Origin of the sequence: Nocardioides sp., from assembly GCF_030655615.1 — a bacterium.
GTDB lineage: Bacteria > Actinomycetota > Actinomycetes > Propionibacteriales > Nocardioidaceae > Nocardioides.
On record NZ_JAURVJ010000096.1, the window covers coordinates 1 to 12,506 of the forward strand.

At 73.5% G+C, this 12,506-nt stretch carries 14 protein-coding genes, 2 tRNA genes and 1 pseudogene; 7 read left to right on the plus strand and 10 right to left on the minus strand.

The window, feature by feature from the left end; all coding sequences use genetic code 11:
• Positions 1 to 652: zinc-binding dehydrogenase (locus Q7T52_RS08000; protein WP_304801193.1), on the plus strand; the 652-nt coding region annotated here is incomplete at its 5' end.
• Complete coding sequence (locus tag Q7T52_RS08005; protein ID WP_304801194.1) at positions 649 to 1,632, plus strand: zinc-binding dehydrogenase; 984 nt, start codon at positions 649 to 651, stop codon at positions 1,630 to 1,632. The genes Q7T52_RS08000 and Q7T52_RS08005, both read left to right, overlap by 4 nt.
• Positions 1,633 to 1,635: 3 nt before the next feature.
• Here Q7T52_RS08005 and Q7T52_RS08010 read toward each other — a convergent pair whose 3' ends face one another.
• A complete protein-coding gene (locus Q7T52_RS08010; RefSeq protein ID WP_304801196.1) occupies positions 1,636 to 2,277 on the minus strand; it encodes a GyrI-like domain-containing protein in 642 nt (213 codons plus the stop codon).
• A 134-nt stretch (positions 2,278 to 2,411) separates the two neighbouring features.
• On the opposite strand from Q7T52_RS08010, the pseudogene helR reads away from it, so the two are divergent.
• Positions 2,412 to 3,737, plus strand: a pseudogene (gene helR, locus Q7T52_RS08015) (RNA polymerase recycling motor ATPase HelR); the annotation flags it as partial.
• A 97-nt stretch (positions 3,738 to 3,834) separates the two neighbouring features.
• The gene (locus tag Q7T52_RS08020; RefSeq protein ID WP_304801198.1) at positions 3,835 to 4,581 is read left to right on the plus strand and encodes a hypothetical protein; all 747 of its coding nucleotides are present in this window, start codon (positions 3,835 to 3,837) and stop codon (positions 4,579 to 4,581) included.
• Between the two features lie 49 nt (positions 4,582 to 4,630).
• Here the strand turns inward: Q7T52_RS08020 and Q7T52_RS08025 are convergent.
• Together Q7T52_RS08025 and Q7T52_RS08030 are read right to left on the minus strand one after the other, a co-directional pair.
• A tRNA-Arg gene (locus tag Q7T52_RS08025) sits at positions 4,631 to 4,702 on the minus strand.
• A gap of 30 nt (positions 4,703 to 4,732) precedes the next feature.
• A tRNA-Leu gene (locus tag Q7T52_RS08030) sits at positions 4,733 to 4,816 on the minus strand.
• Positions 4,817 to 5,087: 271 nt separating this feature from the next.
• Between Q7T52_RS08030 and Q7T52_RS08035 the strand changes: the two genes are divergently transcribed.
• Together Q7T52_RS08035 and Q7T52_RS08040 are read left to right on the plus strand one after the other, a co-directional pair.
• On the plus strand, positions 5,088 to 5,870 hold the full coding sequence (locus Q7T52_RS08035; RefSeq protein ID WP_304801217.1) for an endo alpha-1,4 polygalactosaminidase: 783 nt from the start codon (positions 5,088 to 5,090) through the stop codon (positions 5,868 to 5,870).
• A 4-nt stretch (positions 5,871 to 5,874) separates the two neighbouring features.
• Complete coding sequence (locus tag Q7T52_RS08040) at positions 5,875 to 6,183, plus strand: hypothetical protein (RefSeq protein WP_304801200.1); 309 nt, start codon at positions 5,875 to 5,877, stop codon at positions 6,181 to 6,183.
• Positions 6,184 to 6,187: 4 nt separating this feature from the next.
• Here Q7T52_RS08040 and Q7T52_RS08045 read toward each other — a convergent pair whose 3' ends face one another.
• From Q7T52_RS08045 to Q7T52_RS08065, 5 genes are all read right to left on the minus strand, one after another.
• Positions 6,188 to 6,784: a hypothetical protein gene (locus Q7T52_RS08045; protein WP_304801202.1), complete on the minus strand. Its 597-nt coding sequence runs from the start codon at positions 6,782 to 6,784 to the stop codon at positions 6,188 to 6,190.
• Between the two features lie 40 nt (positions 6,785 to 6,824).
• On the minus strand, positions 6,825 to 7,046 hold the full coding sequence (locus Q7T52_RS08050; protein WP_304801204.1) for a hypothetical protein: 222 nt from the start codon (positions 7,044 to 7,046) through the stop codon (positions 6,825 to 6,827).
• Between the two features lie 62 nt (positions 7,047 to 7,108).
• The gene (locus tag Q7T52_RS08055) at positions 7,109 to 8,074 is read right to left on the minus strand and encodes an alpha/beta fold hydrolase (RefSeq protein WP_304801206.1); all 966 of its coding nucleotides are present in this window, start codon (positions 8,072 to 8,074) and stop codon (positions 7,109 to 7,111) included.
• Positions 8,071 to 8,508 carry an SRPBCC family protein gene (locus Q7T52_RS08060; protein WP_304801208.1) on the minus strand — a complete coding sequence of 146 codons (438 nt, stop codon included), beginning with the start codon at positions 8,506 to 8,508 and terminating at the stop codon, positions 8,071 to 8,073. The genes Q7T52_RS08055 and Q7T52_RS08060 overlap by 4 nt, the downstream gene beginning before the upstream one ends.
• 35 nt (positions 8,509 to 8,543) lie before the next feature.
• Positions 8,544 to 9,113 carry a CGNR zinc finger domain-containing protein gene (locus Q7T52_RS08065; RefSeq protein ID WP_304801210.1) on the minus strand — a complete coding sequence of 190 codons (570 nt, stop codon included), beginning with the start codon at positions 9,111 to 9,113 and terminating at the stop codon, positions 8,544 to 8,546.
• A gap of 38 nt (positions 9,114 to 9,151) precedes the next feature.
• On the opposite strand from Q7T52_RS08065, the gene Q7T52_RS08070 reads away from it, so the two are divergent.
• Complete coding sequence (locus Q7T52_RS08070; RefSeq protein WP_304801211.1) at positions 9,152 to 10,135, plus strand: DMT family transporter; 984 nt, start codon at positions 9,152 to 9,154, stop codon at positions 10,133 to 10,135.
• 42 nt (positions 10,136 to 10,177) lie between these two features.
• Here Q7T52_RS08070 and Q7T52_RS08075 read toward each other — a convergent pair whose 3' ends face one another.
• Entirely contained in the window at positions 10,178 to 11,383 is a 1,206-nt protein-coding gene (locus tag Q7T52_RS08075; RefSeq protein WP_304801213.1) for an AI-2E family transporter, read from the minus strand.
• Between the two features lie 9 nt (positions 11,384 to 11,392).
• Positions 11,393 to 12,506 (minus strand): hypothetical protein (locus Q7T52_RS08080; RefSeq protein WP_304801215.1); only part of this gene is annotated, 1,114 nt, incomplete at its 5' end.

Here is a 12,506-nt window from a genome sequence, read left to right on the forward strand (position 1 = left end):
CCTGCGCGCCGACCGGCTCGCCGTGCTCCCCGACGGCGTCGACACCCAGGCTGCGGCCGCCCTGCCGCTCGCCGGGCTCACCGCGTTGCGGACGCTCGAGCGCGGCGGGCCGCTGCTCGGTGCCCGCGTCCTCGTCACCGCGGCCGCCGGGGGCGTGGGGTGGACGCAGGTCCGTCTCGCGGTCGCCGCGGGTGCCGAGGTCGTCGCCGTCACCAGGCGCCGGCACCTGCACGACGAGCTGCTGGACGCCGGCGCGAGCTCCGTCGTCGCGTATGCCGGTGACGCCGCGGGCCTCTTCGACCTCGTCCTCGACGGGGTGGGCGGGACCCACCTGTCGACGAGCATCGCCAGGTCCGCGCCGGGTGGGCACCTCGTCCTCCACGGCGCCTCCGACCCCGGACGCTCCGAGGTCAACCTGCTCGACTTCGTGGGGCACGAGGACGTCACCGTGCACACCCCGTTCTCCTACGCCTCCACCCGGTCGACCGGGACCGACCTGGCTCGCCTCGTGCGCCTGCTCGAGCTCGACCCCACGCTGGTGCGGGTCGGCGACCGACGGTCGTGGCACGACGTCGACGGCCTCCTCCAGGCGCTCGCGGACGGCGAGGTCGACGGCAAGGCCGTCCTCACCATCGGTGGTGACCCGTCGTGAGAGCACTGCTCTTCACACGTCCCGCGCCGGACAGCAGTGCGTCCGTCGTCGTCGACGTACCACCGCCGACGGCCACGCCGGGCCGGCTCGTCATCGACGTCGAGCACGCCGGCGTCAACTTCGTCGACGTGATGGCGCGTCGTGGTGATCCCGGATACGTCGTCGACTGGCCCCACCCGCCCGGCCTGGAGGTCGTGGGCCTGGTCGCGCACGTCTCCGAAGGATCGGGGTTCCACCCGGGGGAGCGGGTCGCGGCCCACACCGGCCGCGGTGGGCTCGCCGAGCAGGTGGTCGCGGAGGAGTCGCTCACCCGGCACGTGCCCGACCAGGTGGGCGGACCTGCGGCGGCGATCGCGCCGCTCACGCTCGCCACGGCCCTGCTGCTCGTCGGCGGTGCCGCGCCCCGGGGCGAGGACCTGTCGCTGCTGATGCACTCGGCCGGCGGTGGCGTCGGCGCGGCGGTCGCCCAGGTCGCACCGCTCCTCGGGGTGTCGAGGCTGGTCGGCACGGTGGGCTCGGAGAAGCGACGCCGCCAGGCCCACGAGGCCGGCTGGCCCGAGGTCGTCCTACGCGGCGACGACCTGGACGACCGGCTCACGTCAGCGGCTCCCGGCGGGTTCGACCTCGTCCTCGACCCGGTCGGCACGCTGCTGTCCTCCGACCTGCGCCACCTGGCCGCGGGAGGCCGGGTGGTCGTCTTCGGCAACCCGGCCGGCGGAGCCCTCGGGTCCTCCCCTGACCTCGTCGAGCTCATCCGCGCCAACGCGTCCGTCGGCGGCTTCAGCGCCAGCCGGCTCGCTGCGGCCCGGCCCGACCGGGTGGGCCGTGCCCTGGCCGACGCCCTGGAGCACCTCGCGGCCTCTCGGGTCTCGGTCGCGGTGGACGTCGTCGACGGCCTCGAGCAGGTGCCCGCCGTCCTCGACGCACTCGCGACCGGTCGGCACGCCGGCAAGTCGGTGGTCCGGCTCCACCCCGCCTGACCTTCAGGCTTCGGCCACCGGCTGTCGCAGGATGGTCCGCAGCCGAGAGGCCTCCACCCGCCTGGGGTCGCTGAGGTAGATCTCGTGGTGCTTGCCCGTCATCCGCAGCCCGGCGTTCGGAATGACGCGGTCGTGCAGCTCGGCCAGGACCTCGGCCTCGTCGTCGTAGGACCCCACGTGGAGCGTCTGCACGCACCGGCCCTCGTCGAGCCGCTCGAGGCGCACCTGGTCGAGGTCGACCGACGGGTGCCTGGCCGAGGCCCGGGCGCGGGCGTCGGCGACCAGGTCGGGGGAGACCCAGTCGGGGACCACGAGCATCACCGTCCAGCACCAGCGCGCCTTGTCGCGGGCCGTCGTGAACGCGTCCATGTCGGGCGCCCACCACAACGCCTCCAACGGCGGGACGACGTAGTCGCGGCCCAGCTCGCGCCTGCTGGCGAACTTCGTCGTGTAGGCGACGGGATAGAGAGCACCGATCGCGGCGGCGTAGGCCGGTGCGGTGTTGGGGTCGCCACGCCCGTCGACCATCAGGTAGCGGAGGGCCGGGACGTCGAGGACGCGGAACTCGCCGGCCCGGGCGCGGAAGCAGTCGAGCGCCTTCTTGACGTCGACCTTGGCGAACGTCCTGGTCGTCTCCCGGCCCACAAAAACAACGATCGGAGGAGGGCAACGCTCCCTTCCGTACTCCAAGGTATAGCGGACCACGGGGCTTGCGGCAAGACCCCTGGGACCTCGCAGAATCACCGGCCGAACGTGATTCCGGACAGCAAGGGGACAGTGTGACCACCAGGGTCTTCGATCTCGGCGAGCACCTGCGGGGCAAGGCCGACCCGGAGCTCGTCGCCGCCGACGAGGAGCACTTCGCGGTCGTGGCCGCGACGCTCGAGGAGACGGTCGCCGACCTGACCGAGCGGCTCGAGGTCGCCCGGCGCGCGCCCGGCGGCCACGGGCAGGCGGCGCTCGACCGGGACCAGGAGGTGCACCGGCTGACCGCGCGGCTGAGGTCGCTGCGCCGGTTCGGGCTCGACCTGTGCCTCGGGCACGTGGTCGGTGCGAACGGCACGGTGTACGTCGGACGGCTCGGCCTGGTCGACCGCGCGGGCGCCCGCCTGCTCGTCGACTGGCGCTCACCGGCGGCGGAGCCGTTCTTCGGCGCCACCCACGCCGACCCGATGGGGCTCACCAGCCGGCGCCGCTACCGCTGGACCGCGGGCCGGATCACCGACTACTGGGACGAGGTGTTCACCGCCGACGGGTTCGCCGGCCACGCCGCCGCCCTCGACGACCAGTCGGCCTTCATCGCCAGCCTGGGCAGCAGCAGGTCGGCGCAGATGCGCGACGTGCTGGGCACGATCCAGTCCGACCAGGACGCGATCATCCGCGCCGGGTCGCGCGGCGCGCTCGTGGTCGACGGCGGACCGGGCACCGGCAAGACCGTGGTCGCGCTGCACCGCACGGCCTACCTGCTCTACTCCGACCCGCGGCTCGGCGACGGCCGGGGCGGCGTGCTGTTCGTCGGCCCGCACCAGCCCTACCTGGCCTACGTCTCCGACGTGCTGCCGAGCCTGGGGGAGGACGGCGTGCAGACCTGCACCCTGCGCGACCTCGTGCCGGAGGGCGCGACCGCCACGGTCGAGGCCGACCCCGAGGTGGCCCGGCTGAAGGCGTCGGCCGCGATGGTGGAGGCCGTCGAGCCCGCCGTACGCCTCTACGAGGAGCCGCCCACCGAGGGGATGGAGGTCGAGACGCCGTGGGTCGACCTCTGGCTCAGCTCCTCGGACTGGGTCGAGGCGTTCGCGGCGCCCGACCCCGGGGTCCCGCACAACGAGGCGCGCGACCAGATCTGGGAGGAGCTCGTCACGATCCTGCTCGACAAGGTCGACGACGAGGACGTCCCGGCCGACCAGCTCCGCCGGGCGCTGCGCCAGAACACCGCTCTCACCTCGACCCTGACCCGGGCGTGGCCGCTGATCGAGGCCACCGACCTCGTCGGCGACCTGTGGGACGTGCCGGCCTACCTGCGCCGGTGCGCGCCGTGGCTCGAGCCCGACGACGTACGCCGGCTCCAGCGCGACGACCCCCAGGCGTGGACGGTCAGCGACCTGCCGCTGCTCGACGCCGCCCGCCAGCGGCTCGGCGACCCCCGAGGCGTCGCGGAGGAGGCGCCGTCACGCGGCCGCCGTCGCCGCCCAGCGCGCCGAGATGGCCGACGTCGTGGACCACCTGGTCGCGAACGACGACTCCGAGATGAAGGTGATGTCGATGCTCCGCGTCTCGGACGCGCAGAGCGTCATCGTCGACGAGGACGCCCTGAGGACCGGCGGCCCCGACGAGCTCGCCGGCCCCTTCGCCCACGTCGTCGTCGACGAGGCCCAGGAGCTGACCGACGCCGAGTGGCAGATGATCCTGCTCCGCTGCCCGTCGCGCAGCCTCACGATCGTCGGCGACCGGGCCCAGGCGCGGCACGGGTTCGCCGAGTCGTGGCACGACAGGCTGGAGCGCGTCGGGCTCGACCGGGTCGGGCTCGCGTCGCTCAGCATCAACTACCGGACGCCGGCGGAGGTGATGGCCGAGGCCGAGCCGGTCATCCGGGCCGCGCTCCCGGACGCCAACGTGCCGGTCTCCGTGCGCAGCAGCGGTGTCGCCGTCGAGCACGCGCCGGTCGGCGACCTGGGGCGGGTGCTCGGGACCTGGCTCGCGGAGCACCCCGAGGGAACGGCCTGCGTCATCGCCGTCGAACCGGTCGACCTCGGCGAGGTGGGCCTCGGTGTCGCTGGGGCGTCCGGCCGGATCCGCTCGCTGTCGCCGGAGCTGTCGAAGGGTCTCGAGTTCGACCTCGTCGTGCTCGTCGACCCCGCGTCGTACGGCGACGGGGTCGAGGGGGCCGTCGACCGCTACGTCGCGATGACCCGGGCCACGCAGCGGCTCGTCGTGCTGACGAGCGGCTGACCCGGTGGCGGGGTGACCCGGTGACCCGGTGGCCGGGTGAGCACTCGGGTGCCCTCGGGAGGAGTCGAACCTCCGTCTCCGGCTTCGTAGGCCGGCGTCGTGTCCACTGGACCACGAGGGCGTGCTGGTGGGGCGTCGTACGACGTCGCGGTGCCCACCGAGGGAGTCGAACCCTCACGTCCCGCAGGACACCCGGCCCTCGACCGGGTCTGTCTACCTGTTCCAGCAGGTGGGCTGGAGGCGGATCCCGGTGGAGCGGCCCGAGGGGTCGGGTGCCGGAGCACCTACGTGAGCGGCTCCACCACGGCAAGCAGCAGGAGCTGTCGCAGGGATCGTCGGCCGCGTCGTGGGGACCGGGCAGCACGAGGCGCGCGGGCCGTCGTGCGGCTCGCGTCGGCGTTCGTGTGGTCGACCATGCGAGGACGGTACGACGACCGCACCTGCGCGGGCCACCGGTTAACCAGCGGTGCGGCGGGCACGCGCCGGTGACGCCGTACCGTGACGGGGTGCGTCGTCTCCTGGGTCTGCTGCTCGCGTCCGTGCTCGGCCTGTCGCTGCTGACCGCAGCCGGAGGTGCGGCGTCGGCGCGGGTCGAGCCGCTGCCGAGCGGCACCGACGCCGACTACCAGCTCGGCGGCGAGGACGCGGTGCCCGACGACGTCGGCATCGTGGCCCGCGACCGGACGGCTCGCGCCGTCGCCGGGAAGTACAACATCTGCTACGTCAACGGCTTCCAGACCCAGCCGAACGAGAAGCGCTTCTGGAGGAGGCCGGCGCACTGGCGGCTGGTCCTCAAGAAGGACGGGCGCGCCGTCGTCGACGAGAACTGGGGCGAGTGGCTCCTCGACCTCCGCACGCCGGCCAGGCGCAAGCGGCTGGCCGCGATCGTCGGGCGGTGGACCGCGGGCTGCGCGCGTGACGGGTTCCAGGCCGTCGAGTTCGACAACCTCGACTCCTTCACGCGCTCGAGGCGGCTGCTCGACCGGGCCGACGCGCTGGCCTTCGCGCGGCTGCTGGTCCGCAAGGCCCACGCCGTCGGGCTCGCGGCGGGGCAGAAGAACCTGGCGGGCTATGACGGCACGCGGATCGGCTTCGACCTCGCCGTGTCCGAGTCGTGCGCGCAGTACGACGAGTGCGGGCGCTACGTGCGGTCCTTCGGCGACCAGGTGGTGATGATCGAGTACCGCCGGGTCGACTTCCGACGCGCGTGCGCGGCGTACGGCGACACGCACGCGGTCGTGCTGCGCGACCTCGACCTGAGCCCGTCGTACACGCCCACGTTCTGCTGAGCCGATGGCGTCCGATCCCGAGCACACGCGCGTGATGCGGCTCACCGACGCACGCACACGGGCGCACGCCATGCGGGCGATCGGGCTCGTGGCGGACGACCCCCGGGGGTTCCTCGAGGTGGTCCTCGGAGCAGCCGACTCCGCGGCGGCGCTGGTCGCGGTGCAGCAGCGCTACGGTGTCGACGAGCTCCAGAGCGTCGCGATGGTGGACGTCCAGCTCAGGCGGATGTCGGTCCAGGCCCGCGAGCAGATCGTCCAGTGGGTGAGGGACGCTGACGCGCTCGTCGCCGAACTCGAGGTCGCGACGGACTGACGTCTCAGTCCCGGGGGGCGGCGTCGAAGATCGACAGGTGGCCCACGTCGGGCTCCGGACGGCGTCGGCGGGTCAGGGCGGCGAGCGAGAGCCCGACGAGCAGCAGCGACAGGAGGAGCGTGGCGGCGCGAGGGACCGGTCGGCTCAGCTGGGCAGGCCCCCACGGGTCGTCGGTGACGGCGACCGGGCTGAGCGTCGAGCCGCGTGACGACGTGCAGGTGACCGTCAGCCGGCCCGAGGTGGGCTCGGCGCGCCACGTGGCGACGTAGTCGCCGAGCTTGCCGCCGCCGCCGTGCCGGGCGCCGCCACCGCCGGTCAGGGCGAGTGGCGGCCCCTCGGGTCCGTCGGTCGCGACGCAGTCGGGGGTGACCTCCCACTCGCCGGCCCAGACGAGCCCCGCGTCGCCCACCTCGACGGTGTGCGGCTGCCCGTCCTGCGGGACGAGGCGGTCGGAACCCCAGTTGTAGCCGTTGAAGTCGAGCAGCACGAGGCCGGCCAGGCACGTCGAGGCGACGAGCAGCAGGGCGAAGAACGGGGTCACCCAGCGACGACGAGCGACGCCGACGGGGGAGTCGACGTCGCTCGTCAGGGTCTGGTCCACCCGCGGATCCTCGCACCCCGCAGGGGCGGATGCCGGTTGATCAGGCGAGGACGGTGCCCGCGTCGGCCTCTCCCGCGTGCTCCTCGATCGCGTCGACGAGCGCCGTGACCTGGTCGTCGGTGAGGTCCACCCCGGCCTCGTCGAGGCCCTTGCGGAGCTCGGACTCCAGGGTCCCCTCGGTCGAGGTGTCCTGGTAGGAGGAGACGCGGTCGACCACGGCCTGGACGGCGGTGATCTTGTCGGGGTCGATGTCGTTGGCCATGGCTCAAGTTGTAGCCGAGGCACGTCGCCCCGCCGGACACCTCACGGGGTGAGGGTGGGCTCTCAGGCCGCGACGCGGTCGGCGTACCAGCGGTCGACGAGGTCGAGGTAGTCCGCCGGGCTCTCCATCATCAGGGCGTGTCGGCGCTCGCCGAGGACGTGGCCCTGCCAGTCGGTACGCCGGGCGAGCACCTGCCGCAGGACGCGCGCGGGCACCAGGGCGTCGGCGGTGCCGCCGAGGATCATCGTCGGTGCCTGGATGGCGTCGATCGCGCGCCACACGCGGCGCGGGTCGAGCCAGGTCCGGGTGATCGAGGCCAGGGAGGAGCGCAGCGCGCGTCGTTGGTCGCCGGGGTCGGCGCCCTCGCGGGTCTCGCCGAACTCACGGGCCATCAGGTCGAGGAGGTCGGGGTCGACCTCGTCGGGGGAGCCGAAGATGAGGCCGAGCAGGGCGCGCTTGCGGCGACGGTCGAGGGCCTCCGGCACGCCGCCGAGCAGCCCGAAGGCAGCGGCGGACCCGGCGGAGACCGCGATCGGGGCCATGCCGGTGATGGTCGCCCGGCTCGGGACGAGCAGCCGGAGCGGGAACGACGGGGGCAGCGCGGGGGAGACGAGCACCAGGCGCGCGACCCGGTCGGGGTGGTCGGCGGCGACGAGCGTGGCGACGAGGCCGCCCATCGAGTTGCCGTGCAGCGCGAAGGACGACCAGCCGAGCGTGTCGGCCACGGCGACCACGACGTCGGCGTACGCCTCGACGGAGAGCTGGTCGCCCTCGACGACCGGTGTGCCGCCGAAACCAGGGAGGTCGAGCGCGACGACCGGCCCGTGGGCCGCGAGGCCGTCGATCACCTCGACCCACGTGACGGCCGAGCCGCCGAGGCCGTGCACGAGCAGCTGGGGCTCGCCGGGCCCGGCCCCGCGGCGGCCGGGGGCGTGCAGGACGCGCAGCGACCGGCCACCGACCTCGAGGTGGGTGTCGACGACACCCGGCCAGGCGGCGCCCACCGGGGCACCGCCGGGGATGCTCACGCGACGAGCCCGTCGAGGACCTCGGTCATCTGCTGCTCGGTCTTGGTGCCGATGCGCTCGAAGAGGATCTTGAGGAGCGGCTCGCCGAGCTTGCCGGCACCCTTGGGCTCGATGACGGCCTCGTAGGTGATCTCGCTCCCGCCCGCCTTGGCCTGCACGGTGATCGTGTCGGTCGTCTTGGCGGAGTCGTTCTCGCCCTTGAACACGAGCCGGCCGGGCGTGAGGGTCTCGAGCGTGTACATCAGCTCGGTCGTCACGCCGGCGATCTTGGAGACGTTGTGCCAGCGGGTGCCGACGCGGATGTCGCCGTGCGACTCCTGCGTGCACTCCTCGGTGCCCGGGTCCCAGGCCTCGGCGTGGGCGAAGTCCTTGAGGTAGTTCACGACGGTCGCGGGGTCGGGCTTGACGATGAACGTGCGGCTCACGGTGGTCATGCCTCCGACGCTAGGCAGGGCCCGGGACGGACGGCTCACCCGACCGGGCTCACCCGGGCGAGAGCCTCGTCACCGGCGGCCTGACGGGCCCGGTAGGCCGCCACGGCGTTGCGGTTGCCGCAGGCGGTGGAGCAGAAGCGCCGCGACCGGTTGCGGGAGAGGTCGAGGACGACGCCGTCGCAGTCGTCGTCGGCGCACACCCCGAGCCGCGACATCTCGTCGGCGCGGATCACGTCGATCATCGACATCGCGGTCTCGACCCGGATCCGCGCGGCCCAGGGCGCGTCGGGATCGACGGCGTGGACGTGCCAGTCGAACTCGTCGTGGCGCTCGAGCCGGGGCACGGCGCGCTCCTCGGCGAGCATCCGGTTGACGAGGACCACGGCGTCGTCGCGCGACGCGGTGAGAAGGTCGCGCAGCTCGCCGCGCAGGGCGAGCACGGTGGCCTGCTCGGCCTCGTCGAGGTCGTGCCGGCCGGTGTAGGCGAACTCGTCGAAGAAGGCGGCCAGCTCGTCACGGGTCGTCATCGTCTCGGGCTCGAGGGCGCTGTTGGCGAGCACGACGGCCGCCTGGAGCGAGAGCTCGACGTCATGGGCGAATACCACGTTGACAGATTACTGCACCCTCCCTAGTGTCATGAGCCATGACGACGATGGCCAATGACACCTCGGGAGCGACCGGCGCGGGCGGACGTCGTACGCCGGCCGCCACCGGTCTGGTCCTCGCCCTCACCTCGGCTGTCGCGTTCGGCCTCTCCGGCGCACTCGCCCGGCCGCTGCTCGACGCCGGCTGGAGCGCCGGCGCGGTCGTGCTGGTCCGGATCGCGCTCGGCGCCCTCGTCGTGGTCCCGTTCGGCGTCCGTGCGCTCCACGGGCAGTGGCACCTGGTCCGGGCCAACGCCGGACTGATCGGCCTCTACGGCCTGCTCGCCGTCGCCGGGGCCCAGTTCGGCTACTTCTCGGCCGTCGCCCACATGCAGGTCGGGCCGGCCCTGCTCATCGAGTACACCGCACCCGCCGCGGTGGTCGTCTGGTTCTGGCTGCGCCACGGCCAGCGCCCCGGCCCGGTCACGCTCGGTGGCGCCGCGGTCTGCGCGCTCGGGCTCGTCCTCGTGCTCGACCTGCTCTCGGGCGCCGACCTCAGCACCACCGGCGTCCTGTGGGCGCTGGGCGCGATGGTCGGCTGCGCGACCTACTTCATCATCAACGGCGACGACTCCACCGGCCTGCCGCCGCTGTCGCTCGCGGCCGGCGGCCTCCTCGTCGGCACCGCCGCCCTCGGGCTGCTCGGCCTCGTCGGCCTGATGCCGATGCACGCGACGTCCGACCAGGTGACCTACGCCGGCGCGAGCGTCGACTGGTGGCTGCCGATGCTGGCCCTCGGGCTGGTCACCGCAGCCGTCGCCTACGTCACCGGGATCGGCGCCGCGCGCCGGCTCGGGTCGCGGCTGGCGTCGTTCGTCGCCCTGAGCGAGGTCGTCGCCGGCGTGCTGTGGGCCTGGCTGCTGCTCGACCAGCTGCCGGCCCCGGTGCAGCTGCTCGGCGGCGTCCTCATCCTGCTCGGCGTCGTCGGCGTCAAGCTCGGCGAGCGCGACGTCGCCACCGTCGAGCCCGACCTCGAGGTGTGACCCACGCCGACCCACGCCGACCCGTCGCGTCGGTGCGACGGGTCAGCGCTGGTCCTGGCGCTTGACGACCACCTCGCGCGAGATCAGCAGGAGCGCGGCGGCGGTGGGGATCGCGAGCAGGGCGCCGACGATGCCGAGCAGCGCGGTGCCGACGAGGGCGGCGATGACGGTCACGGCGCCCGGCACGTCGACGGACTTCTTCATCACGCGCGGGTAGATGACGTAGTTCTCCACCTGCTGGTAGATGACGTAGAAGATGATGCAGGCGATGCCGGCGTTGACGTCGGTGGCGAAGGCGATCGCGGTGACCACGACGGCGCCGATCGTGGCGCCGATCATCGGGATGACGTCGAGCAGAGCGACCACGAAGGCCAGCGCGACGGCGTACTCGCCGAGGCCGACGACGAACAGGAAGACCAGCGACGTGATGCCGGCGCACAGGGCCACGATGAAGGCACCGGAGACGTAGCCGCCGATGTTGATGATCACCCGGTCGCCGAGCTTGCTGACGCGGTCGCGGCGCGAGGCCGGGGCGAGCCGGTAGAGCGCGTTCTTGGTCGTCTCGAGCGAGGCCAGGAAGTAGAGCGTCAGCACGATCACGATGAACGCGTTGAAGAGCGCGGACAGGATCTTGAGGCCGAAGCCGAGGGCTCCGCCGAAGAGGCCGGACACGAAGTCGCCGTCGGCGACGTAGTCCTTGATCTTGTCGATGACGTCGTACTCGTCGTTGAGCTCCTGGACCTTCTTGTTGCGCTCGAGGTCGTCGAGCCAGCCCGGCACCTTGTCGCTGAGCGCCGCCACCTGGTCGGTGATGACCGGCACGATCGCGACGACGAAGAGCGCCACGGCGCCGAGCGCGGCGACGATCACCGCGGCGCAGGCCCACGAGCGGCGCAGGCCGCGCCGCTCGAGGAACATGACCGACGGGTTGAGCCCCGCGGCGAGGAAGAGCGAGACGATCACCAGTAGCAGCACCGAGCCGATGCCGGTGATCGCCTCGAAGAGGAACCACGCCGAGAGTGCCCCGAGGCCGCCGACGAAGCCGAGGTAGAAGGGGTTGCGCTTCTCGAACGGCTCGCCCTGCTGGCCGAACTCGTCGGCCTGGGCGGCGCCGTGCGGGTCGGCGGCCTCGGCCGCCGCCGCTGCCTCGCTGGCGAGCTCGGCCGACTCCTCGGCCCGGTCGGCGGCGTCCTCGGCCCGGTCGACGGCCTCGATGATGTCCGAGGTCGCCTCGGGGTCGGGACTCAAGGCCCCGTCCTAGCCCTGGGGCGCGTCGTCGGTGGCGTCGTCGTCACCGGCGAAGCCGGCGACCACGTCGCGCAGCGAGGCGAGCTGGGCGGTGATCGAGTCGCGGCGCTTGACGAGCCGGTCGAGCTCGGCGCGCTTGGCGGCGATCTCGCGGGCGACGGCGTCGTCGCTGCTGGCGGTGATCGACTCGGCCTTCTGCTGCGCGGAGGCCACGATCTGCTCGGCCTCGCGCTTGGCGCGCTGGAGCGCGCTCTCGGCCTCGGCGGCCGACGCGGCCCGGCTCTCGGTGGACTGCTTGGTCGCGGCGGTCGCGCGCTCCTCGGCGGCCGCGGCACGGCGCTCGGCCTCCTCGACCAGTCGCTTGGTCTCGGCGACGGCGGTGTTGTGGTGGTCGGTGGCCTCGCGGGCCAGCCGCTCCTTCTCGACGGCGAGGGTACGACGGGCCTCCTGCACCTCGCGGTCGGCTGCGGCCCGCGCCTGCTCGACCTCGCGGGTCGCCCCGGTGCGCATCTCGCTCGTCTCCTGCTGGGCGGCCAGGCGCAGCTGGTCGGCCTCGCGCTGGGCGGCCGCGACGATGTCGCCGGCCTCGCCCTGGGCCAGGAGCCGCTCCTGCTCCGCGTCGGCGGCCAGGCGGGTGCGGGTCTCGTCGAGCTCGCGCAGCTGCACGACCTTCATGTCCTCGACCTCGCGCTGGGCGTCGCCGCGAATCGCCTTGGCGTCGCGCTCGGCCTGGGCACGGATGTCGCCGGCGTCGCGCTGGGCGACCCCGCGGATCTCGTCGGCCTCCTCCTCGGCGAGGCGCAGCATGGTGCTGGCCCGGCCGCCGAGACCGGCGTAGGACGGGCTCTTCTGCTCGGACAGCTGCTCCTGCAGGTCGGCCAGCTGGCGCTCGAGCTCGACGGCGCGGCGCTCGGAGTCGGTCAGGCTCGCGCTGAGCCCGGCCTTCTCGCTGCTGAGCTGACGGACCCGGGAGTCGACGGCGGCGCGGTCGTAGCCGTTGCGGCGCACCACGGGGAAGGTGCTCTGCGCAGCGGTCGTCGCGGGCTGGCCCTTGGCCGTCCCGGCGGCCGGGGTCGCCGGGGCCGCGGCGGCGGGCGCGGCCGGCGGGATCACGGGTCGGCCC